The sequence below is a fragment of the Vibrio mytili genome (assembly GCF_000830505.1).
Classification (GTDB): domain Bacteria; phylum Pseudomonadota; class Gammaproteobacteria; order Enterobacterales; family Vibrionaceae; genus Vibrio; species Vibrio mytili.
Genome location: NZ_JXOK01000081.1, coordinates 109,591 through 133,691, shown reverse-complemented (window position 1 = coordinate 133,691; position 24,101 = coordinate 109,591). Strand labels below are relative to the sequence as shown.

The following is a 24,101-nucleotide window of genomic DNA, read 5'->3' as shown; positions in this document are numbered from 1 at the left end:
CAATACCTTACTTTGCTTTCTGTGGTAATTCGTCTTTATAGTGACCACGCTTGTACGCCCACACCATCATGAGAACACCCAACACGATCATTGGTGTTGATAGGATTTGCCCCATAGAGATGAAACCACCAAATAGACCAAGCTGAGCATCCGGCTCACGCACGAACTCAACTAAAAAGCGGAATGTACCATACCCGGCTAAAAATAACCCGGAAACAGAACCCAATGGGCGCGGTTTCTTGATGAACCAATTTAAGATGAAGAACAACACGATCCCTTCCAGTGCCATCTCATACAATTGAGATGGATGACGAGGTAGTGGCCCCCCGTTTGGAAATACAATCGCCCAAGGCACATCAGTAACGCGTCCCCAAAGCTCACTGTTCATGAAGTTACCCATACGCCCCATACCTAACCCGAAAGGCACGAGCGGCGCAATAAAATCAGCAACACCAAAGAAGGTACGACCGTTTTTACGTGCATACCAAAACATCGCGGTAATCACACCAAGTAAACCACCGTGGAATGACATCCCTCCAGTCCAAACTTTAAAGAGATAAAGTGGATCTTCTAAGAACATATCAAAGTTATAGAAAATCACGTAGCCAATCCGACCACCGATCACCACACCAAGAAAACCGGCAAACAGCAAATCGGAGACTTGCTCTCGCGTCCAGCCACTGCCCGGTTTATCCGCGCGGCGATTAGCTAGCCACAAAGCAAACATAAAACCAACGAGGTACATTAAACCGTACCAGCGGATAGAGACAGGCCCTATAGAGATCAACACGGGGTCAATATTAGGAAATTCAATGAATCCCTGAGACATAAACAATTCTCTTCTTATCACAAATCAAATGGAGGAACTTTACAGCAGCATGGTTGCTGCAACAAACATTAAAAATACCGCGAATATTTTCTTTAGCATTGCGGTAGGAAGTGTCGTGGCTAACTTGGCCCCAACTTTAGTCGTCAACATAGACGTCATTGCAATCGCAAGCAATGCGGGAAGGTATACATAACCGAGACTGTATGCAGGTAAATTTTCAATATTGACGCCGTGTAAAACAAAGCCGATCATTCCTGAAATCGCAATGACACAACCACATACCGAAGAGGAACCTACCGCTTTACGCATCTCAACACCGTGCTTATTCAAAAAAGGTACCGAGAGCGATCCGCCACCGATACCTGCAAGGCTTGATACAATACCAATGCCTGCACCGTAGCACATCGTAACGGCACTAGTTGGCATCGGTTTACCACTTGTGATTTTAATTGAACGTAACATTTGGATTGCAAGGCACAACACAATCACGCCAAATATTTTGGGTAAATAGTGAGTCGGAATCCACTCTGCCAAACTCGCCCCCAAAAAACCACCAACGACGACTCCTGGCATTAACCACTTAACTACAAACACATCAACGTTACCCAACTTAAGGTGATTTAAAGTGGAAGAGGCCGATGTGACAATAATGCTGGCTAACGAAGTCGCCAGCGCCATATGCATACTCAATTCAGGAGAAATCCCCGCAAGAGGGAGAAGGTACAATAACGCGGGAACAACTATCAGCCCACCACCGATACCGAGCAAGCCTGCCATCACACCGACAAATGCGCCCAGCGCCAACAATAACAAAAACAAAGAAATGGTCACTGTGATCTACTTCTTACCCGCTCGTACAAAACCAGCAAAACCTTGCTGAATGAAGTAATCGTTCATCATTTGATGAATATCTTGTCCATAGGAAAGGGTCATAGCTCGTTCCACTAGTTTCTCTAATTCTTGTTGCTGGCTGTGGCGAATTAAATACTTTACTTTCGCCACGTTCGAGGTATTCATACTCAAGCTGGTATACCCTAACCCTAAGAGCAAAAGCGCGCCGAATGGATCACCCGCAAGCTCACCACAGACACACACTGGCAACTGATGCTGCTGACAAACGTCATGAATCTGTTTGAGTGCCAACAATACTGCCGGGTGCATAGATTCATAGACATCAGATACACGAGAATTGTTCCGGTCTACTGCTAATAAATACTGAGTTAAATCGTTAGTCCCAACGGAAACAAAATCGACTCGCTTTGCAACCAGAGGCAACAAGTACACCATAGAGGGCACTTCAATCATTACCCCAACGCTAGGCTTCTTAATACGCTCATCGAGCAGCACAGCTTCACTGTACGCTTGCTGAATAAGCTCAAGCGCATCATCTAACTCTTTCACGCCAGAGACCATAGGCAGCAAAATACTCAAGTTGCCACTATCAGCACTTGCCCGTAACATCGCGCGCAGTTGAATCAGGAAGATATCCGGATGATCGAGGGTAAAGCGAATGCCTCGCCAACCTAGAAAGGGATTATCTTCTTCAATCGGCAAATACGGCAAAGGTTTGTCGCCACCAATATCCAAAGTACGCATAACAACTCGTTGATTCGAATAACCTTTCAGTATCGAACGATATTGATGGTACTGTTCATCTTCGGATGGAAAGTGATGCTGAAGTAAAAATGCGATTTCAGTGCGATACAGCCCCACTCCATCTACCCCGGCATTAACCGCAATATTACTGTCTGCACTGAGTCCTGCATTAAGCATGACTTCAACATGATGATTGTCTTGTGTCATCGCTGGCAAGGTGAGATCTTTGTTCACCATCGCGGTCAACTCAGACTCTTCACTCACTAAACTGCGATATTCACGCAGTAGCTGGCGGTTTGGTTCGAGAAAAATTTCCCCAGTGTAGCCATCAACAATCCCTTGCTTACCGTTGATCAGCTCGGTATTGATGTTCGCACCCATGATCGCTGGTACACCTAGCGCGCGTGATAAGATAGCAGCATGGGAATTCGCCCCCCCTTCCAAAGAAATCACCGCTAACAAATACTCTTTTGGAACAGAACCGAGTAGCGTAGCAGTGAGCTCATTGGCCACAAGGATGACTGGACGATCAATAGAAGACTGTTCTTGTTCGCTGTTCTGCAGGAAGTAAAGCAAACGTTGACCTAATTCTCTGACGTCTTGCGCGCGCTCACGCATGTACACGTCTGACATTCGAGCAAACCGATTCGAATAGGATTCAACAACCTGACGCAATGCCCAATCAGCTCGGTCTCCTTTCTCGATTTGTTTCTTAAGATCACCGCGCAACATCGGGTCGTTAAGCAAGTGGGTAAACAAATCAAAAATCGCCAACGCATCTTTGTTGATTTCACTATCTAGCTTCTTACGCATTCGACGAAAGTCATTCAGTGCTCGCTCGATGGCAACCAACAGAAGCTCATGTTCTCGATCTTTGTCTAGCGTGGAGGCGGGAAAGACGTCTGACAAACTCGGCTGCGTATCGTCAAACCAAAGCTCTCCTATCGCAACACCGGTTGAGGCAGGCACACCTTTAATCTTTGTCGGCTTCGAGGTTAGTTGCCAATGACCAAGATTTTGGGCATGAGCAATTAATACTGCGAGCTGTGCCGACAAGGTCACTAAAAATGACTCTTCCATCTCACTGAACAAACGCGGTGTTTTTTGTTGGATGACCAACACACCTAACACTTGTTTGCGATGAATAATTGGAGTGGCAAGAAAAGAGTGGAAGATTTGTTCACCGAGTTGAGGGAAGAATTTGAACTCAGGGTGTTTAGAGGCTTCAGCTAGGTTAAGTGGTTCAGCACTTCGCTTAACGAGACCAACCAAACCTTCATTGAAGTTGATATGAATACTATCACCTTCAAAAATAAGGCCTTGAGTCGCCATCAACTCAAGGCGCTGCATTTCTTCATTAGCCAGATAAATGGTACAACACTCAGTGCGAAGGGCAGCACACGTCTCTTTCACCAATATATCGAAGGCCAGATGCACATCATCGACTCTGGAGACTTTTTCAACTATTTCCCTTAGCTGGCTGAGCATGACTATCCTCTACGTTGTTTTTTTCTTTTCCCTTTCGCTTTTCTTTCTCGAAAAGGCATGGCTAAAGATGCAAACTCTTTCATTGCTCGACGATAAACGTCGCGCTTGAAAGAAACAACTTGCCTTACTGGATACCAGTAACTCACCCAGCGCCAACCATCAAATTCAGGAGATTTCCCGCGTTGCATGTTGATACGTGATTCATCACACTCCAATCGCAATAGAAACCATTTCTGTTTTTGGCCGATACAAACAGGCTTGGAGTCCCAACGCACCAATCGTTTTGGTAGCTTATATCTTAACCAATGACGACTTGTTGCAATGACCTTAACGTCTTTTTTCGTTAAACCGACTTCCTCATACAACTCCCGGAACATTGCCTGTTCTGGAGTCTCACCTTCATCAATTCCACCTTGTGGAAATTGCCATGAATGTTGCCCGTATCGTTTAGCCCAGAAGACCTGACCATGGTTATTACATATCACAATACCAACGTTCAGTCGGTAACCATCGCCATCTATCACTGGCTAACCTCTATGAATAATTTTTTATTACCGTGATTTTTCCACATATCCCCATTACTAGCAAACTTACTGATGTGATATACGCAAGATTTATTACCTTTTCAGCAATATTGAATATCTTTTAATCGAAAAAGACCTTATCAACATAACTGTGAGACATGGCCCACATTTATTCACCTTTTCTGTGAATAACTTTGTGAAGAATTCGGTGTTAAAAAATATTTTGCTTTATAAGCACTCATCACAGGTTGAAGTAAAAAAGAAAATTAGCACACTAAACTAATGATAAGTATAGATTTTAAAACAAACCTATCGAATAATTGATCTTTTAAATTCTGATGATCTTTTCACCAAACCTAGATCGGTCAAAGATCCATCAACACCTTATTTATCCACACTCATTCCGTATAACTTCACGATACCGCTATAAAATCAAGTCTAAATACAGACTTTAACCCCTGTCTATTCATCCAGCATCCCGTTCGATCCATGACAATTGACGCTCTCCTGTGGATAAGTTATGGATGGATCATTATTCGTCCAATCCGATGCAATCTTAAACAGGCGATTTTATCGAAATTTGTTAGACTAGAGTTTTTCAATCGTCATGCTGCCATTATGAAACCAGAACCTCAAACAGAAACAGAATTGATGGAACGCGCCCAAGATATTGCTGGGTTGAGCTTCGCTGAATTGGCTGAGGAAGCAGTATGATCGTTCCTGATAACCTCAAGCGAGATAAAGGTTGGGTCGGACAATTGCTCGAGTGGCACTTAGGTGCCCCTGCTGGTAGTAAACCCCAGCAAGATTTCTCTAAACTTGGGATCGAATTAAAAAGCATTCCGATTGGCTATTCTGGACGTCCACTCGAAACCACGTTTGTTTGTGTCGCCCCGTTAACTGGCGTACATGGTTTAACATGGGAAACGAGCCACGTACGTAATAAACTCTCACGTGTACTCTGGGTTCCGGTCGAAGGCGAACGAGAAATTCCGCTTGCGGAGCGCCGGGTTGGTAACCCGTTAATCTGGTCGCCCGATGAAGAAGAAGATCGCATTTTGCGTAATGATTGGGAAGAATTGATGGAATTGATCGTATTCGGTAAGTTTGATCAAATTTCTGCCAGAACCGGAGAGGCACTGCATTTACGTCCGAAAGCCGCAAACTCCAAAGCGCTCACCGAAGCGTACAGCTCAAACGGTAAGCCGATAAAAACGTTGCCTCGAGGTTTTTATCTCAGAACACAATTTACCGAGCAGATCCTATTAAAACACTACATAAACACTCAGCAAAACCAATAAGCCTAGGTTTATTGCGGTGGATCCCTCACTCTCGCATGGTCGGTAACCGGAAACACTAATGTGTGACTAAAGAGAGCTCAATGTCGCAATAGGAAGCCGATCCCTCACTGCCACACTCGTCATAAGCGTTATGTAACCTCAAATAAGCTTTATCGATCCCAAGCCTTAATAGCTCTTCTTTTACCAATTCAAGCGAACCAAAATGCACAGGATCTTCACCGTCTTTGATTGGTTCAAGTTGATGCTTGTATTCCACCGCTAATAAATACTCAGAGACATCCGAACATCCGATGACAAAGATCTTGGGCACCTTATAGCTGGATTTATGTTGACCATGTACCCACATGTCCAGTTGATGCTTCTGCATAGTGCACCTCCTTCTAAACATTTTTTAAGTGTAGTTGTGGTGTGTATAGCTTTCGAGTCATTGGGCATCTAATTTGTAAATCATTTGCGGATTAGACGTAAAATCCCCTATATTGGAATGACTTATTAAGCGGGTAACTCTCAAGGACGTGAAATGCAATACACAAAATTACCGCACTCCTCGCTCGAGATCAGCAAGATCTGCCTAGGCACCATGACTTTTGGTGAACAAAACACAGAAAAAGAAGCCTTTGAACAAATTGATTTTGCCCTTGATCATGGGGTCAACTTCATCGATACCGCAGAGATGTATCCAGTCCCTCCCAATGCAGAAACACAGGGACTTACTGAGCAATACATTGGTAATTGGCTAGCCAAATCAGGCAAACGTGAAAAAGTAGTCTTAGCGACTAAAGTCGCCGGTCCACGCAATGTGCCTTATATTCGCGAGAACATGAGTTTAAACCGCCGACATGTCCATGACGCCATTGATAGCAGCTTACAGAGATTGCAAACGGATTACGTGGACCTGTACCAATTGCACTGGCCGCAACGTCAAACCAACTGCTTTGGTCAACTCAACTATCCCTACCCAGATAAGCAAGAAGAAGTCACTCTGATTGAGACACTCGAAGCGCTGAACGATCTAGTGAAAGCAGGAAAAGTACGTTACATCGGTGTTTCTAACGAAACACCATGGGGCGTCATGTCTCTATTACGTCTAGCAGAAAAACACGATTTGCCACGTATTGTCTCAATCCAAAACCCTTATAATCTACTAAACCGAAGCTTCGAAGTCGGCTTGTCTGAAATCAGCCACTACGAAGGCGTGCAGTTACTGGCCTACTCACCAATGGCGTTTGGCTGTTTGAGTGGCAAATATTTAAACGGTGCAAAACCAGCTGGCGCCCGCTGTTCAAAATGGGAACGTTTTGCACGTTACTTTACACCACAGGGTGTCAAAGCAACCGAAGCGTATGTGGCTTTGGCGAAAGATCACGGTTTGGATCCGGCTCAAATGGCCCTCGCTTTTGTCAATCAACGACCGTTTGTTGCCTCCAACATCATAGGCGCCACGAATCTCGATCAGTTAAAAGCCAATATCGATAGTATTGATATCCAGCTAACGGATGAGATCTTGACTGAAATTCAAGCGATTGGGACCACATACTCCAATCCTTGTCCCTAATGGCTCTCCCCACACAGCCTGTAAAAAACGCTCGTAAACGCAAAAGGCTGGCCATCAAGGCCAGCCTTTTGCTTTCACATTTATCTGTATCGCGTGTTGAGCGAAAATACAATCGTCAATAGAAAATGACTCAATCCCAACACGCAATCAATTACGTACTTATTCGCGAAGTTAAAGCTCGGCGAAGGTGACGAACACGACGTTCAATTTTGACTGCATCCGGCACGCTCGCTTGAGTTGAGCGACCATCTTCATCCAAACCGATATCTCTTAGTAAATGAGGGTTAGCCCATGGAATATCGTGAGCACTACGGCGTACCTTACGCTGCCATTCTTTTTCTTCACGTTTTAGGTCGGCTTTTAAAAGCAGAGTTGCAAGTTTTAAGTAGATTGAGTGACGCATAATTTTCTCCCAGTTATCGACATAGAGTTGACTGGGAAAATAGGACGAAGAGAACAAATATCTGTATAGACTAAGCCGCTATTTTCCGCAGCCTAGTGAACATTAGAAAGGTTACGGATTAATTTTATGTTTTGAGCCAGATGTGTGTTTATCGGCCATCATGCGAATGGTCGCGACAACAATTCGATCAGCGCAAGCACGAGTATTAACTGCGTAATGTTTCATCTTGCGCCTCCTAGCTAAAAATTAATCCGTTTAATAAGTGATATAACTCCTTGAGTTATGGTTAAATTGTATGCAAATGAGGATTTATATCAAACAGTTTTTTAACTTTTGGTTAAAAACAAACCAATCCACCAAGGCTTAGTTGCATATATAAATAAACACAAAACATTCGCCTAATGAATAATTATTATGCAAAGTTTAACGCTGTCATTAGTTCATCACTAGCATGAACACCCATTAATTCATCACCCTGAAATGACTCTAAAAAACAAAAAAAGGAGCGACCATCGCTCCTTTTTTGCTGTTGCTTCAGATATAAAAACCACTACATAGCAGGTTCTGAAATTAGGTTATGCTTGTTCAATAGGCGGTACATGGTCGCGCGAGAAACACCAAGCTCTTTTGCCGCATTGGAAACCTGACCAGAGTGTGACTCTAAAACCACGAGCAATGCATCACGCTCACTTTTTTCACGGATCGATTTTAAGCTTCTCTTTGCTTCGTTACGCTGTGGTAAATCTAGGTGAAAATCTTCGATAATAATGCTATCTGACATCAATACCGCACGCTTAATTTGGTTCATCAATTCGCGCACGTTACCAGGCCAAAAGTAGCGGGTTAACGCTTTAATCGCGTCTTCTGAAAAGCTTTTCGCTTGCGAGTTATATTCTTTTGAAAACTCTAATAAGTAAAATCGAGCTAACAATGCGATATCACTAGCGCGCTCTTTCAAACTCGGCACGTTGATACGCAGTACATTAATGTAATGGTACAATTCCTCATTGAAGTCACCATTGATCAGGGCTTTCTCAACATCGGCTGAATTAGCAGCTAACACACGCACATTGACATTTTTTAAGCCATCTTTCGTCTCGAGAGTGCCTTCTTGCAAGAACCTCAACAGGTTCATCTGCTGCTCTTTAGAGATGGTGAGGATGTCGTTAAACAGTACCGTACCACCGTCAGCTTGTTCTAGTATGCTAGGGCCAGAATCCGCACAATTTTCCCCACCAAACACTTCCGCTTGGAAACGTTGCTCACTTAGAGCTCGACAGTTGACTGACATAAAGGGCTTATGAGAGCGTGAAGACACTTTGTGTATAGAGCGTGCAACAGCCTCTTTGCCTGTTCCGCTTTCACCAGAGATCAGGATGCTGACATCTGTAGGACCGATACGTTTAATTTGGTCACGTAGGCGCTTCATCGGAATGGATTCGCCCACTAGCCCCATATCTAAGCTACTACCAAATGTCGGCCAAACTTTTTTCTCGAGTTTCAGCATACCTAACTGGTGACCAATGGTGCTGAGTAACTGAGCGTCCGGAATGGGCGCGGTGAAAAAGTCGATACAGAAATTGACGATGAATTGGCAAATCGTGTCAGTGCCTAATTGAGACTCACGGATAAATGCCAACCAGCGAACATGTTTATGCGTGCTGACCAAGTTGGCTAAACCATTTAAGCTGAATTCATCTTGGCTGAGATCGACGATACCAATACACGGTCCAATATCTTCTAATAAAGTATTGGCTTTACGCAAATCACCCACTTGGTGACACTTCCAACCCACTTGTTCTAGTACTGATAACCAAGGTTCGTAAGTTCCGCCAACGACGACAAGCGATCCCGGAATGGAATCCATCTTAAACTGCCCAGCCATTTTCTAACCCTTTATGCATTATTAATAGAAATTTCGCGTCACAAATCTACTTTGCGGACGAGTAACATTATCGAGACTACTTTTTGCCAAGTCTGTCTTAACATTAAGACTATGCAATAAATTGAGATTTTGCTAACACTCATTTTTATATCTACTCGATACACCTCTCAGATAGGACCTGTTCAAGTCACTAAACAAAGCAGGATATGGTGCTAATATAAACCACGATTTTATTATTAAACTAATTATTATAATTAATAATGCCTGTAATCCACTATATGACTCATATGTCTAGCATAAATGACAACTTAATATTTCAAATTAAATAACAGACACAAAAAAAGCCACCCGCAGGTGGCTTTTTAAACATTCAGCACGAATTATGCTTGCGGACGCATCGCTGGAAATAAGATAACATCACGGATCGTGTGTGTATTCGTGAACAGCATGGCAAGACGATCGATACCAATACCCTGACCCGCTGTTGGCGGAAGGCCATGTTCAAGAGCGGTAATATAATCGGCATCGTAATACATTGCCTCATCATCACCCGCATCTTTCGCGTTTACTTGCGCTTTAAAACGCTCATCTTGATCTTCCGCATCGTTAAGCTCAGAGAAACCGTTCGCGACTTCACGACCACCGATAAAGAACTCAAAACGGTCAGTGAAGAATGGATTATCATCGCTACGACGTGCCAGTGGAGAAATATCCGCTGGGTAGCCAGTGATGAATGTTGGTTGAATCAACTGAGGCTCAGCGGTTTCACCAAAAATTTCTTCCAACAACTGGCCGCAAGTCCAGAAAGATTCCACTTCTACATGCACTGACTTCGCGATAGAAACCATAAGATCACGGTTTTGCAGATCTTCTTCAGTCAATGCCTGAATTTGCTCGTGGTTTGGATTGTAATGTTTGATCGCTTCAAACATGCTCATGCGTGCGTAAGTACCACCGAATTCAACCGTTTCCTCGCCGTATGGCATGGATGTAGAGCCCAAAACTTCCATTGCGACTGTGCTGAGCATTTCTTCCGTCAGATCCATCAGATCTTTGTAGTCAGCGTAAGCTTGGTAGAATTCCATCATGGTGAATTCTGGGTTGTGACGAGGCGAAAGACCTTCGTTACGGAAGTTACGGTTGATTTCGAATACACGATCAAAACCACCAACAACCAGACGCTTCAAGTATAGCTCTGGTGCCACACGTAGGAACATATCGATGTCTAGTGCGTTGTGGTGCGTGATGAATGGACGCGCAGTCGCACCACCCGGAATCACGTGCATCATTGGCGTTTCTACTTCTAAGTAACCTTTTGAGCTCATGAAGTTACGAATCGCAGAAACCAGTTTAGAGCGAACGATAAACGCTTGGCGAGAATCTTCATTCACGATCAGGTCAACGTAACGTTGGCGGTAACGCATCTCTTGGTCAGTCAGACCGTGGAATTTTTCTGGTAGAGGACGCAATGCTTTGGTTAGCAACTCGTACTCTTCCATGTTGACGTACAGATCGCCTTTGCCAGATTTATGCAGTGCACCTTTCACACCGATGATGTCACCAATATCTAAACCTTGATATTTAGCTTTAAGTTCTTTTTGTACATCTTTTGCCGCGTACGCTTGAATGCGACCAGACGTTTCTTGAATCACAAGGAATGGACCACGTTTCGCCATAATACGACCCGCGATCGCAACCACATGGTTAAGCGCTTCTAGCTCTTCCTTGGTCTTTTCACCGAACTCTTTTTGCAGGTCGCCAGCCAGAGCATCACGACGGAAATCATTTGGGTGGCCGTTTGCTTTGCAGCTCTTTCGGATTTCATCCAACTTAGCGCGGCGTTCAGCAATCAGCTTATTCTCTTCTTGTGCGGTTTCGTTTTGAACAGCATCAGTCATTTTCGATGTATCCTGTTTTTGTCGGTGAAAAGCGTTATAGACCTGATTTCAGGCTAGCTTCAATAAATTTATCAAGGTCGCCATCGAGCACCGCTTGGGTATTACGGTTTTCAATGCCTGTACGGAGATCTTTAATGCGTGAGTCATCCAATACGTATGAACGGATCTGACTGCCCCAGCCGATGTCTGACTTCGCGTCTTCATTGGCTTGTTTTTCCGCATTCTGTTTTTGCAACTCAAGCTCAAATAGCTTCGCTCGAAGCTGTTTCATCGCTTGATCTTTGTTTTTATGTTGAGAACGGTCATTTTGACACTGAACCACTGTATTGGTTGGTACGTGAGTAATACGCACCGCTGATTCCGTGGTGTTGACGTGCTGACCACCTGCACCTGACGCACGATATACATCAATACGTAGATCCGCAGGGTTAATGTCGATATCAATATTTTCATCTACTTCAGGGTAGATAAACGCAGACGCAAATGATGTATGGCGACGGCCGCCAGAATCAAATGGCGACTTACGCACTAAGCGGTGGACACCAGTTTCTGTACGTAACCAACCGTAAGCGTATTCACCAGAAATTCGGACTGTCGCAGATTTAAGACCTGCCACTTCGCCTTCTGACACTTCAATGACTTCCGCTTTGAAGCCTTTTGCTTCTGCCCAGCGTAAGTACATGCGCAATAACATATTGGTCCAGTCTTGTGCCTCAGTACCGCCAGAACCAGACTGCAAGTCGATGTAGCAGTCGGAGCTGTCGTGATCACCAGAGAACATGCGTCGGAATTCAAGCTTGGCTAGTTTTTCTTCTAACTCAACAAGCTCTGGTTCAATTTCGTCAAATGTTTCTTGATCTTCTTCTTCAACCGCAAGCTCGAGAAGACCGTCAACGTCTTCTACACCTTGGTCAAGTTGGTCGATCGTTTCAACGACGGCTTCCAAAGATGCACGCTCTTTACCCAGCGCTTGTGCGCGTTCAGGCTCATTCCATACATCCGGTTGTTCAAGTTCTGCGTTAACTTCTTCTAGACGCTCTTTCTTAGCGTCATAGTCAAAGATACCCCCTCAGGACATTCGTGCGCTCAGACACGTCCTGCAGACGGTTTTTAATTGGATTGATTTCAAACATGTTTACTCAACATTTTAGACTAGAATTTAACCGAGGAATTCTACTGAAAAATGTGACAGAGATACAGGAAAATTTCGAATGAGAAATGAGATTACGATGGAATGAAGCACGACCTCGACATCCCACAAGGCCATGCTCAAATTAGCGTTTACTTCGCTTCGATATGATCAATCATCAATTGCAAAGATTGGTTACCACGGAACTCGTTGATGTCCAGCTTATATGCCAAACGCACCGTTTTTACTGAGGCATCCGGCCAGCGACGCAAATCAATATTGAAGGCAATACCATCAATCATGACGTTGGTAGGAAGACCTTTGTAGAGCGGCTCTAACATCAGTTTAAGGTGTTTTTCTCCGACCAACTTTTGGTGCAATACTTTAAATTCACCATCAAAAACCGGCTCTGGGAATGCCTGACCAAAGGGCCCACCTGCACGGAGCTGCTCCGCAACATGCATGGAAAACTCTTCTGGTTTAAGCTCACCATCAGACAGAATTACCCCTTTTAGTGCCGCCTGATCCAACTCTTTTTTCACAACATCATCAAACAAGCGGCTAAAACGCTCAAAATCCTGCTCTTTGATGGTTAAGCCAGCCGCCATCGCGTGACCACCAAACTTCATGATCAACCCCGGATTTTGCGTATCAATAAAATCCAATGCATCTCGCATATGCAAACCGGGGATGGAACGACAAGAGCCTTTGATGGTGCCTTCACCCCCATCGGCAAACGCGATGACGGGACGGTGGAATTTTTCTTTGATACGAGAAGCTAAAATACCAATCACACCTTGGTGCCAGTCGCGTTGAAACAGCGCGAGGCCGTGTGGCAGGTTACTGTTTTCACCAAACTGCAGGCGTTCACAAAACGCCATCGCTTCTTGTTTCATCCCCTCTTCAATCTCTTTTCGAGTTTGATTCAACCCATCGAGCTCACTTGCCATACGACGTGCAGCATGGATATTGTTACACATCAATAACTCGACACCGAAAGACATATCATCGAGACGACCTGCGGCATTGATACGAGGACCAAGAGCAAATCCAAAGTCAGAAGCAACCAGCCGTCGGGCATCACGTTTCGCCACTTCGATCAGCGCTTGAATCCCAGGTCGCGCTTTGCCCGCACGAATACGCTGCAAACCTTGATGGACCAGAATTCGATTGTTCTCGTCCAGAGGCACGACGTCAGCCACCGTACCTAACGCGACAAGGTCAATCAGCTCCATGAGCTTTGGTTCTTGCATCCCTTGTTCAGTAAACCAGTTGTGTTTACGCATGTGGACACACAACGCCATCATAAGATAAAACGCCACACCGACGCCCGCTAAGGCTTTAGACGGAAAAGCACAACTTTCTAGATTGGGGTTCACCATGGCGTCCACGTCGGGTAACTCTTGTCCAGGCAAGTGGTGATCCGTCACCAACACAGTAATACCGTTTTGTTTAGCGTAGCGAACTCCATCAATGGAGGAGACGCCGTTATCCACGGTCATTATCATCTCCGCTCCGAGTTCCAACGCTTGATCAACACTTCGGGGCTTAAGCCATAACCGTCTTCAAACCGATTGGGGACTAAATAATCGACATTCGAACTGCCTAGCATTCTTAATGCGAGGACTGACAAAGCGGAGCTTGTCGCACCATCGGCATCAAAATCGCCAACGACAATAATTCGCTTTTGTTCTCGAATCGCTTGGAAGAGTAATGTGACCGCCTGGTCAATGCCGCCAAGCTTTTGATATGAGTGCAAGCCTCGAGCAGAAGTCTCGAGTTGCGCGATATCTGTGATGCCACGGTTGATATAAATACGCTTTAAAATGGGTGGTATCGAATCGGGTAAACGGGACAAGTCCGGCTCAGGACGTCGTTGAATTTCTATCATGATAAAAAGGAGTTGGTGATATCACAACCCCACTCCTTAAAGGATTATTGTTGCTGTAACCGTTTGAGTAACTCTGCAGGAGGTAGGTAACCGCCAACCATCTCGCCATTCGGTAAGAAAATCGCAGGAGTGCCTGAGATACCTAACTCACGCCCCAGGTCATAATGCTGTTGAACCGTTTGTTTACACTGTTCTAGATCTTTCGCTGGGTTTTCGAAAGTACGGTTTACTTTCGCGTTATGTATTGCGGATTTAGGATCTTCCGCACACCAAATGGTTGCCATTTGCTCAGCCACAGGGCCTGTAACTCCCTGGCGAGGATAAGCCATGTAGCGGACCGTAATGCCTAAGTCATTGTAACCCTGCATTTGGCTGTGTAAGCGCACACAGTAACCGCATGTGATATCCGTAAACACCGTGACTACATACTTTTCGTTGTCCGCTTTATATTCGATCACGCTATCAGAAAACTTCGCCAGTTTTGCAGCATTGATAGGCGCTTGACGCTCTGCGATAACATCTTTATATCCGCCATTCTCATCAAGAGCATAGAGCGTCCCAGCAATAAAGTGATCACCATCATTCGAAGCAAACAACACACCGCCATTGGTCTGAATCTCAACCAAACCTGCAACATCCGATGGCTGGACGTCAATTACCGACAATCCCAACTTCGAAAATTTACTCTTCAATTCCGCTTCGTCAAAGTGTTGTGTTGCCGCAGCTGCGATCTGAGGTGCTGGGGTTTCCGTTTTTGCCTGACTCTCTTCTGCACCACAGGCGGCAACAAAAAAGGGTAACGTCAGTAGAGTTAGTCGGCGTAATACGCTCATTAAATTCACCTTAAAATTCTATCATTATGCTCTTGGGTGGTGTTGACTGTGGATCTGCTTCAATCGCTCAGTCGCCACGTGAGTATAAATTTGCGTGGTCGATAAGTCACTATGACCCAGCAGCATCTGTACGACCCTGAGATCTGCGCCGTAGTTCAATAAATGTGTCGCAAACGCGTGTCGTAAAACGTGTGGTGACAATTGCTCCGTATCGATACCCGCGATCACAGCATAGTATTTAATCCGATGCCAAAACGTCTGACGCGTCATTTGTCTGGCCCGTTTACTCGGAAAAACAACGTCAGAAGAGGTTTCGCCAAGCAGTGCGGGACGACCTTGTTGAATAAACGCTTCTATCCAATCTACCGCGCTTTCTCCCATGGGCACCAAACGTTCCTTCCCACCTTTACCCGTGACACGGACAACGCCTTGACGCAAACTGATGTTCTCCATCGTTAGGCTTACTAACTCGGTAACACGTAAGCCCGTCGCGTAGAGTAGCTCCAACATCGCTTTATCACGCATCTCAACGGGGTCATTCGGATCGGGAGCATCCAACAAGGCATCGACCTGTTCTTCACTGATGTCTTTAGGCAAGCGCTGAGGCAACTTCGGACTGACCAATAAAGCACTGGGGTCATCGCCGCGAACTTTTTCTCGATGCAAGTACTGAAATAAACGCCGAATAGCGGACAACATCCGAGCTCGTGAGGTTTGCTTATAATCTAAATCAACCAAGTAGGTTTGATACTCTTGCAGCCCCGATAAACTGATGAAATCAAGGCGATACCTCTGCTGCTCCATCCACACGAGCAATTTAACTAAATCATTTCGATACGAAGCCAATGTGTTCTCAGACAGCCCACGCTCCATCCACATCGTATCCAAGAACTGCTCTACCAAAGCAAAATCTTGTTGATTGACAGGCTGTTGTGCCGTCATGGATGCTTCCTTTTCTCTATTTACTACTATTTGATGAGAGTAAGGCAGCGCCCCGTTGAATGCTATAAAAAATTGCCTTAGTTAAGCAATCTCACGATATTCGCTGCATTCAGCATCAATTTAAGGTTAAAATCCTCCCCAACAGCAACAAAAACTAATGACATAAGCAATGAAAATAGGACTCTTTTACGGCTCAACGACCTGCTACACCGAAATGGCAGCAGAAAAAATTCGAAACATGATTGGAGAAGATCTTGTCGACATTCACAATGTGAAAGAAACCCCGCTTTCACTAATGGCGGATTACGATTTATTGCTCATTGGTATTTCAACCTGGGACTTTGGCGAAATTCAAGAAGACTGGAATGAAATTTGGCAAGACATTTCATCAACGCCGCTAAAAGGCAAAGTCGTCGCATTGTTTGGTCTGGGCGATCAAGAAGGGTATGGCGAATGGTACTTAGATGCAATGGGACTGCTTCATGACGAGCTCAAAGCCACGGGCGCCCAGTTTATCGGTTACTGGCCAAATGAAGGGTATAATTTCGAAGCCTCAAAAGCATTAACCGAGGACGGCAGTCAGTTTGTTGGCTTAGCGTTAGATGAAGACTCTCAATATGAGCTCAGCGATGAGCGTATTGAAAAGTGGTGTGAGCAAGTGCTCGTTGAATTTCACGATACGCTGTAAATCTCATACCAAGCATAGAAAACAAAAAAGCTCGATGGACGTGATGACGCCATCGAGCTTTTTTATTCAATGAGTATCAAGTGATAGTCACGTATATTCAGCGCAATTACGCCGCTTTTTCTGCAAGCTCGGCTTGAGGCTTCGAGATAAAGAACATACAAACAATTGCTGCGAAAGTCGGTAGTACCCACCCCATGCCATATTCAAACAATGGTAGGAAGTTAAATGCCGACACATCAATACCTGCAACTTTCGCCGCATCGACTAAGGCAAACAGTAGTGATACCAACAACACAGCACGATAAGCAAAACGTGTGTTTTGTAGCTTGCTACGCACAAATGTCAGTGCAACCAACGCAATCGCCACCGGGTAAAGTGCAAACAATACTGGTACAGACAACGCTATCAACTGCGTAAGACCAACGTTTGCAACCAACGCACACACTGCACCGTTGATCAGCACCCAGTGCTTGTACGACAGCGATGTTTTAGAAGCAAAGAAATCAGAACAAGCAGAAATCAAACCAATGGCTGTGGTTAAACAGGCTAAAAGCACAATCACTGACAACACAATTTGTCCATATGGCCCAAACAATGCTTGAACGTATTGGCTTAACACCACACCACCATTATCCGCACCCGCGGCAACAGTCGCACTCGTTGCGCCAAGGTAAAATAGTGAAATGTAAACAAACGCCAAACCAGCAGCAGCAATACAACCGGCAAAGATCAGATACTTAGTGGTTGCTGAACGTTCAGTAATGCCTTTGCCACGCAGCGCATCGACCATTAACATGCCAAACATCAACGAAGCAAAAGTATCCATGGTGTTGTAACCTTCCAAAAAGCCTTTGGTTAGCGGCTGGGTTAGGTACTCGCCATGCGCCGACATCATATCGCCTTGCGGATCGACAAATACTGCTACAGCAAGGACCAACAAACCAATGAATAGCGCCGGCGTCAATACTTTACCAATGAGGTCGATAAGACGGCCTTGGAACCAAGAAAACAGCATTGCCACACAGAAGAAAATCACGGAAAACGCAGTAAGGTGCGTCTGAGTCGCTTCAATAAAGAACGGCTTAACCGCCATTTCGTAAGCCACTAACCCAGTACGTGGCGCCGCAAATGCAGGACCAATGATGATGAAGATCAGCGCCGCCATAATCACAGCCGCTTTTTTCGGTAGATCTTGCGTGAGATGGTCCCAAGTACCTCCTGCAACAGCAATAGCAACGATAGTAATAAGAGGCAGACCTACCGCTGTTAGCAAGAAACCGGACATAGCAGGTAGCAAGTTTTCACCCGCTAACTGACCCGCTAGAGGAGGGAAAATAATATTGCCAGCTCCCAAAAAGAACGCAAATAGCATAAAGCCTATTGCGATAATATCTGTTAGTTTTAGTGCTTGTTTCACAGATAACCCTTGTTTTAGTTAATAAATGTTGTGTATGCATCGACCACTTTTTGTATACGAAATATACGTGGTTCAATATAAAAATCCGCCGCATAATGACGAAACCACCATCATTTATCAACCCAAAAGAAAAAAACACCATATTAATTCAAATTAAAAACGATAAGACAGTGAATAAAACCAAAAAATCAATAAAAAACTAGTTTTAAACTCTGATCAATTTAGTATACGAATTCATAACCAACAAAATAACAATCTACACAAAAAATAAACATTAGATAAAGTAACTGAAATTTAGAGCACATACAAAACATCATGAAAAGCGACACATTCAAAACGAAAAGTTTCAAGTTTAAGCAGTTTTTTATCGAAGGCGGTGAGAGTGGTATGCCAGTCAGCACAGATGGTGTGATGCTGGGTGCTTGGATTCAATGCTCTCAGGAGGCTGACATACTAGACATTGGAACGGGGACTGGTTTATTAGCATTGATGTGTGCTCAACGTTTCAAACATGCCCAAATTACCGCGTTAGACATCGAATGTTCGGCAATCCAGGCTGCGACTAAAAACGTTGCTCAATCCCCATGGTCGGACAGGCTGACGGTTTTACACTCCGATGTTTTGCACTTTACGCCATCTCGTCTATTCCAACGAATCATTTGTAATCCGCCCTATTTTAATAGTGGTGAGCAATCAAAACAGAGCCAAAGAGCAACGGCAAGGCACACAGACTCTCTACGTCACGATCAATTGTTGCAATGCTGCTTTCATTTGCTGGAAAAAGATGGCACCGCGAGTTTTGTTCTACCCGTGACAGAAGGTACGCAGTTTATTGATATTGCGTTAAACCAAGGCTGGTATTTAGGGCGACTTTGCCGCGTGCAACCCTCTGAGCGAAAACCCGTCCACCGTTTGTTGATTGAATTAACCAAGCAGCCCAACGATACGCAGGAAACACACATGCTCATTCACTCTTCTTCCGGTTATAGTGACGACTTTATCCGGTTAACTCGGGCGTTTTATCTTAAGATGTGAAATAACATGTGATCCTTGTCACCAATACTTTATAATGTTCAACCTTTTCGTATTTTATGCTGTTGCGGCGAACCATTAATCAAGCCTTGCTTGTGGAGAACTCATTGTGATCAGAACCTTTGCTGAACTTGATCTAGACCCAAACTTACTCGATGCCATTGAAGATATGGGCTTTTCTCGCCCAACAAACGTTCAGGCGGAAGCGATCCCACAAGCATTGGATGGTCGAGACGTTCTTGCCTCTGCACCAACAGGAACGGGTAAGACAGCAGCATTCGTACTGCCTGCTTTGCAATACTTACAAGATTTTCCGCGCCGTAAGCCAGGGCCAGCACGTGTTTTGATCTTAACGCCAACACGCGAACTCGCGATGCAGGTTGCAGACCAAGCACGGGCGCTCGCCAAAAACACGAAGTTGAACATCTTCACCATCACGGGTGGCGTTCAATACCAAGAGCACGCCGACATTCTTTCCACAACGCAAGACATCGTTGTTGCAACACCGGGACGTTTGAAAGAGTACATTGATGCGGAGCGCTTTGACTGTCGTGCCATTGAATGGTTAATTTTAGATGAAGCGGATCGCATGCTGGATATGGGCTTTGCGCCGACGGTTGACCGTCTGTCTAACGAGTGCCGCTGGCGTAAACAGACCCTGCTATTTTCAGCGACGCTAGAAGGTAGGGGTGTCGAAGGTTTCACTGCGGATCTGTTAAACAATCCCGCAGAAATTGATGCTAAGTCCCCACTGCGTGAGCGTAAGAAAATAGCCCAGTGGTACCACCGTGCTGATGACGCCGAGCACAAGTTAGCACTCCTAAAACACATCATTACCCAACAAGCTGAGCGCACGATCGTTTTTTTGAAAACACGTGAGCGTCTGGCGGAACTGCGCAGTCAACTTGAAAGTGCGCAAATCCCTTGCTCGTGGATTCAAGGTGAAATGCCACAAGATCGTCGTAATAACGCGATTTCACGCTTCCGTGATGGCAGTGTAAATGTACTACTTGCAACCGACGTAGCCGCGCGTGGTATCGACCTTCCTGATGTCTCTCACGTAATTAACTACGATTTACCGCGCACAGCAGATGTTTACTTACACCGAATCGGCCGTACCGCTCGTGCAGGTAAAAAAGGTAACGCTATTTCAATCGTCGAAGCGCACGATCAACCGATGATGGACCGCGTTGCACGTTACGTCAAAGAAGATATCAAAGAACGTTTTATCAAAGAAATGCGACCAAAGCACAAAAAGCCTGTATTTAAGAAGAAAAAGAAAAAAGAAGACAAGAAGAAAACAGCGAAAAAGAAAGTAACTAAAAAGTAATCTTCAGAGTGACTAACGTACAAACGTAAGTCACTGACTTACTGACGCAAAAAAGGGTTGGCAATGCCAACCCTTTTTTACTACCTGAAACCGTGTGATCAATTTTGCTCTTCACGCTTAAACACTAACTCCGTTGGCGTTGATTCATCTTCGACAAAGTAGTAACCCGCCGTATCAAACTTGGTCAAATCAGCCACGCTTTCGATACGGTTTTCAATGATGTAGCGCGCCATCATGCCGCGTGCTTTCTTCGCATAAAAGCTGATCACTTTGTACTGCCCGTTTTTACAGTCTTTAAAAATTGGTGTGATCACCTGAGCATCTAAGTTCTTTGGTTTTACCGCTTTAAAGTACTCATTGGAAGCCAAATTAATGAGAACATTGTCGCCCTGTGCCGCAATCGCCTCATTAAGCTTATCGGTAATCACATTCCCCCAAAACTGATAAAGATTGTTGCCTTTATCCGTAGCAAGCTTCGTTCCCATTTCTAGGCGATACGGTTGCATTAGATCTAAGGGTTTTAGCAAACCGTACAGCCCTGATAGCATTCGCAAATGGTCCTGAGCATAGTCAAAATCCGCTTCCGAAAACGTTTCAGCTTCTAGTCCGGTATAAACATCGCCTTTAAATGCTAACAATGCCTGACGAGAGTTAGCAGTGGTAAATGTCTCGCTCCATTCTTGGAATCGACCGACGTTTAAATCTGCAATTTTGTCACTCACCTTCATCAACGACGCCACATCAGCGGGTGTCAATTTACGACAAACATCTATCAGCTCTTTTGAATAACCAACGAGCTCAGGCTGAGTAAATTTTTCTGTCGCTAGAGGAGACTCATAATCAAGTGTCTTAGCAGGAGAAACTACGATAAGCATGACTTTTACTTCCCTAATTCTGTTTTTTACTAGAGTACAAAAAAAAGCCATGCAATGTCTGCATGGCTTTACAAATCGGGCTAATAGCTTTCAACAATCAGTCAGTAATAAACGCACTTAGCCTTTTTTAGGGGTGTCCCAAATGCCTTCTTCTAGCTGTGACTTAAGTTCAGGAAAGTCGTTCACATCAAAGGTCGGGACTTTGCCTTCATCCAATTGACGGTTGTAATCTTTTGCAAGCTTGATAACGATACCAGACAGTAGAATGATCGCCACTAAGTTTACAATGGCCATAAGTCCCATTGAAACATCCGCCAATGACCACACGACTGGTAGCGATGCCAGTGCACCGAACATGACCATACCCAGGAACACTAAACGGAAAAGTTTCACCCCTGCTTTATGGTTATGCTCCAAGAAAATCAAGTTCGTTTCCGCGTATGAGTAGTTTGCGATGATCGACGTAAATGCGAAGAAGAATATCGCAACTGCAACAAAAATGCTGCCCCACTCACCGACTTGTGAGCTTAACGCTCGTTGAGTCAACTCAATCCCGGTAATTTCAGTTGCTTGGCCGACATACTCTCCAGACATGAGGATAATCGCCACGGTAGAAGAACAGATAACGATGGTATCCATAAACACACCAAGCATCTGTACATAACCCTGAGAGGCTGGGTGCGGTGGGTATGGGGTTGCAGACGCTGCCGCGTTAGGCGCAGAACCCATACCAGCTTCGTTTGAGAACAAACCACGTTTGACACCATTGATCATGGCTTGAGCAATCGCGTAGCCTAAGCCACCAGCAGCCGCTTCTTGCAGACCAAATGCACTCTTAAAGATAAGTGCCAATACCGCAGGTAACTTTTCAATGTTGGCAAACATAACAACTAGCGCCAACGCCAAGTATAACAGCGCCATGACAGGAACAATCATCTCAGCCACTTTTGCGATACGTTTAATACCACCAAAAATAACAACAGCGGACAAAACAACAACTGCAATGCCAACGTAATGATTATTCCACCCAAAAGCTGCACTCATTGCATTCGCTATTGAGTTTGCTTGTACGGCGTTAAATACCAAACCAAAAGCGATGATAAGGAATACGGAGAACAGAACGCCCATCCAACGCATGCCCAGCCCTTTTTCCATATAATAGGCAGGACCACCACGGTAGTTACCATCATCATCTTTGGTTTTGTATAACTGTGCCAATGTACTTTCTGCAAATGACGTTGCCATGCCAAGCATCGCAATCAGCCACATCCAAAAAATCGCACCGGGACCACCAGCAGTAAGAGCAACTGCCACCCCCGCCATGTTACCTGTACCAACACGCGCCGCCAGACTGGTACAAAGTGCTTGGAAAGAAGAAATACCAGCTTTGTCTGCTTTGCGACTGTTCTTTAGAACCGTAAACATATGGCCAAAATGGCGGAATTGTATGAATCCCAATCTAATGGTGAAGTAAATCCCAACCCCAACCAGAAGATAAACTAGAATAGATCCCCACAGGAGATCATTCATTAAATTGATTAAGTCTGTCATGCGTACCTCAGAGTGAGTTGCACCGGTCTCTGCGTCCAAGCCATCCACTAAATTGCCTGCCTAGTGTCAAAGAGTCCTAGGCGAATTCGTTTTTTTATGAGCAATCTAGAATCGTAAACGTCGCTTCATGCATCCATTTTACGTACCAGTGTGTTTTTTGACGGGCGGATAATGCAATCAGGAGACGCAAAAATCAATACGCAACAGCATGAGTATCATTGTTGTTTTTCACTATAAAATCACCAAAAGGTAACATAAACAAGAAAACATACCCTCACAAATCAAAACATTATAATTACAACTTAGCAACAAAAACCTAGTTATGATCGTAAACCATTCAACAACGCAAAAGTTCTCTCATAAGCTAGTATTCACAAGGCATTAGATGTGGCTACTGCGTTTGTTTCTGTATTATTGAGCACTATTTCATCAAACCAGTTTTATGCAACCGAACTCCTTGCTATGTCTGTAAAATTAATCATTCAAATTAACATCAAAAATCTGTTGATTTAATTCTCTCAACTTGCTCGTTTGTTTATTTTTTGCGCAACACCTTGAACAAAAAATGTGATTATCGGAATGTTTTTGCACAAAACTGTCATATAAGCGACACAAATGCGAAACGTATCATGGTTATCCTCACGAATGTTGTGGTACTTAAAAGGCTCCGCAAGGAGTGGTGACAGCATTTTAGCTAAGAAAGGTAAGGTGGCTTATGGAAGGCTTTCAACTGGATGACATTTTTAATCTAGACACGACCTCTACAACCAAATCTCGTGCCAAACCTATAAAACGAAAGTGGCGTGAAATTGAAGAAATGAACGACAGACGCAATCTACTTAAAGAACTAAGAGAGCTCGACGTCTGCAATGACTACAACTTAGAAGATATTAAACTCTGATTCATACAAAAGGCACCTCTCAGGTGCCTTTTG

Annotated in this window: 19 protein-coding genes and 2 pseudogenes; 6 read left to right on the top strand and 15 right to left on the bottom strand. The window is 44.6% G+C overall.

The window, feature by feature from the left end; translation table 11 throughout:
• Positions 1-7: 7 nt before the first annotated feature.
• Genes lgt through rppH form a run of 4 tightly spaced genes read right to left on the bottom strand, consistent with a single transcriptional unit; the run spans position 8 to position 4,437 of the window.
• Positions 8-829: a prolipoprotein diacylglyceryl transferase gene (gene lgt, locus SU60_RS19495; protein WP_041156973.1), complete on the bottom strand. Its 822-nt coding sequence runs from the start codon at positions 827-829 to the stop codon at positions 8-10.
• A gap of 39 nt (positions 830-868) precedes the next feature.
• Complete coding sequence (locus SU60_RS19490) at positions 869-1,660, bottom strand: sulfite exporter TauE/SafE family protein (RefSeq protein WP_041156972.1); 792 nt, start codon at positions 1,658-1,660, stop codon at positions 869-871.
• A 6-nt stretch (positions 1,661-1,666) separates the two neighbouring features.
• Entirely contained in the window at positions 1,667-3,913 is a 2,247-nt protein-coding gene (ptsP, locus tag SU60_RS19485; protein ID WP_041156971.1) for a phosphoenolpyruvate--protein phosphotransferase, read from the bottom strand.
• 2 nt (positions 3,914-3,915) lie between these two features.
• On the bottom strand, positions 3,916-4,437 hold the full coding sequence (rppH, locus tag SU60_RS19480) for an RNA pyrophosphohydrolase (RefSeq protein WP_041156970.1): 522 nt from the start codon (positions 4,435-4,437) through the stop codon (positions 3,916-3,918).
• A gap of 618 nt (positions 4,438-5,055) precedes the next feature.
• On the opposite strand from rppH, the pseudogene mutH reads away from it, so the two are divergent.
• A pseudogene (gene mutH / locus SU60_RS19475) lies at positions 5,056-5,738 on the top strand (DNA mismatch repair endonuclease MutH).
• Between the two features lie 55 nt (positions 5,739-5,793).
• Here the strand turns inward: mutH and SU60_RS19470 are convergent.
• The gene (locus tag SU60_RS19470; protein WP_041156969.1) at positions 5,794-6,105 is read right to left on the bottom strand and encodes a DUF6482 family protein; all 312 of its coding nucleotides are present in this window, start codon (positions 6,103-6,105) and stop codon (positions 5,794-5,796) included.
• A gap of 153 nt (positions 6,106-6,258) precedes the next feature.
• On the opposite strand from SU60_RS19470, the gene SU60_RS19465 reads away from it, so the two are divergent.
• A complete protein-coding gene (locus SU60_RS19465) occupies positions 6,259-7,293 on the top strand; it encodes an NADP(H)-dependent aldo-keto reductase (protein WP_041156968.1) in 1,035 nt (344 codons plus the stop codon).
• 151 nt (positions 7,294-7,444) lie between these two features.
• Here the strand turns inward: SU60_RS19465 and SU60_RS19460 are convergent, their stop codons facing one another.
• From SU60_RS19460 to xerD, 7 genes and pseudogenes are all read right to left on the bottom strand, one after another.
• Positions 7,445-7,696: a hypothetical protein gene (locus SU60_RS19460; protein WP_041156967.1), complete on the bottom strand. Its 252-nt coding sequence runs from the start codon at positions 7,694-7,696 to the stop codon at positions 7,445-7,447.
• Between the two features lie 550 nt (positions 7,697-8,246).
• Complete coding sequence (gene vpsR, locus SU60_RS19455) at positions 8,247-9,581, bottom strand: cyclic-di-GMP-binding transcriptional regulator VpsR (protein ID WP_041156966.1); 1,335 nt, start codon at positions 9,579-9,581, stop codon at positions 8,247-8,249.
• A gap of 380 nt (positions 9,582-9,961) precedes the next feature.
• Positions 9,962-11,479 carry a lysine--tRNA ligase gene (lysS, locus tag SU60_RS19450; protein ID WP_041156965.1) on the bottom strand — a complete coding sequence of 506 codons (1,518 nt, stop codon included), beginning with the start codon at positions 11,477-11,479 and terminating at the stop codon, positions 9,962-9,964.
• A 34-nt stretch (positions 11,480-11,513) separates the two neighbouring features.
• A protein-coding gene (gene prfB, locus SU60_RS19445) for a peptide chain release factor 2 (RefSeq protein WP_128814729.1) occupies positions 11,514-12,612 on the bottom strand; the annotation gives its coding sequence in 2 pieces (ribosomal slippage) (positions 11,514-12,536 and positions 12,538-12,612; 1,098 coding nt in all).
• A gap of 148 nt (positions 12,613-12,760) precedes the next feature.
• Positions 12,761-14,499, bottom strand: a pseudogene (recJ, locus tag SU60_RS19440) (single-stranded-DNA-specific exonuclease RecJ).
• 44 nt (positions 14,500-14,543) lie between these two features.
• A complete protein-coding gene (gene dsbC, locus SU60_RS19435; protein WP_041156963.1) occupies positions 14,544-15,332 on the bottom strand; it encodes a bifunctional protein-disulfide isomerase/oxidoreductase DsbC in 789 nt (262 codons plus the stop codon).
• A 24-nt stretch (positions 15,333-15,356) separates the two neighbouring features.
• Positions 15,357-16,274: a site-specific tyrosine recombinase XerD gene (xerD, locus tag SU60_RS19430; protein WP_041156962.1), complete on the bottom strand. Its 918-nt coding sequence runs from the start codon at positions 16,272-16,274 to the stop codon at positions 15,357-15,359.
• 169 nt (positions 16,275-16,443) lie between these two features.
• Here xerD and fldB point away from each other — a divergent pair, with 169 nt between their 5' ends.
• Positions 16,444-16,962, top strand: a complete 519-nt coding sequence (gene fldB, locus SU60_RS19425) for a flavodoxin FldB (RefSeq protein ID WP_041156961.1) — start codon at positions 16,444-16,446, stop codon at positions 16,960-16,962.
• A 106-nt stretch (positions 16,963-17,068) separates the two neighbouring features.
• Here the strand turns inward: fldB and brnQ are convergent, their stop codons facing one another.
• A complete protein-coding gene (gene brnQ, locus SU60_RS19420; protein WP_041156960.1) occupies positions 17,069-18,379 on the bottom strand; it encodes a branched-chain amino acid transport system II carrier protein in 1,311 nt (436 codons plus the stop codon).
• Between the two features lie 315 nt (positions 18,380-18,694).
• Between brnQ and SU60_RS19415 the strand changes: the two genes are divergently transcribed.
• Complete coding sequence (locus SU60_RS19415; RefSeq protein ID WP_041156959.1) at positions 18,695-19,414, top strand: tRNA1(Val) (adenine(37)-N6)-methyltransferase; 720 nt, start codon at positions 18,695-18,697, stop codon at positions 19,412-19,414.
• 106 nt (positions 19,415-19,520) lie between these two features.
• A complete protein-coding gene (gene srmB, locus SU60_RS19410; RefSeq protein ID WP_041156958.1) occupies positions 19,521-20,741 on the top strand; it encodes an ATP-dependent RNA helicase SrmB in 1,221 nt (406 codons plus the stop codon).
• 98 nt (positions 20,742-20,839) lie between these two features.
• Here the strand turns inward: srmB and yaaA are convergent, their stop codons facing one another.
• Positions 20,840-21,616 carry a peroxide stress protein YaaA gene (yaaA, locus tag SU60_RS19405; RefSeq protein WP_041156957.1) on the bottom strand — a complete coding sequence of 259 codons (777 nt, stop codon included), beginning with the start codon at positions 21,614-21,616 and terminating at the stop codon, positions 20,840-20,842.
• 117 nt (positions 21,617-21,733) lie between these two features.
• Entirely contained in the window at positions 21,734-23,167 is a 1,434-nt protein-coding gene (locus SU60_RS19400) for an alanine/glycine:cation symporter family protein (protein ID WP_041157010.1), read from the bottom strand.
• A 715-nt stretch (positions 23,168-23,882) separates the two neighbouring features.
• Here SU60_RS19400 and SU60_RS19395 point away from each other — a divergent pair.
• Positions 23,883-24,068 carry a DUF3545 family protein gene (locus SU60_RS19395; RefSeq protein WP_041156956.1) on the top strand — a complete coding sequence of 62 codons (186 nt, stop codon included), beginning with the start codon at positions 23,883-23,885 and terminating at the stop codon, positions 24,066-24,068.
• The last annotated feature ends 33 nt before the right edge of the window (positions 24,069-24,101 follow it).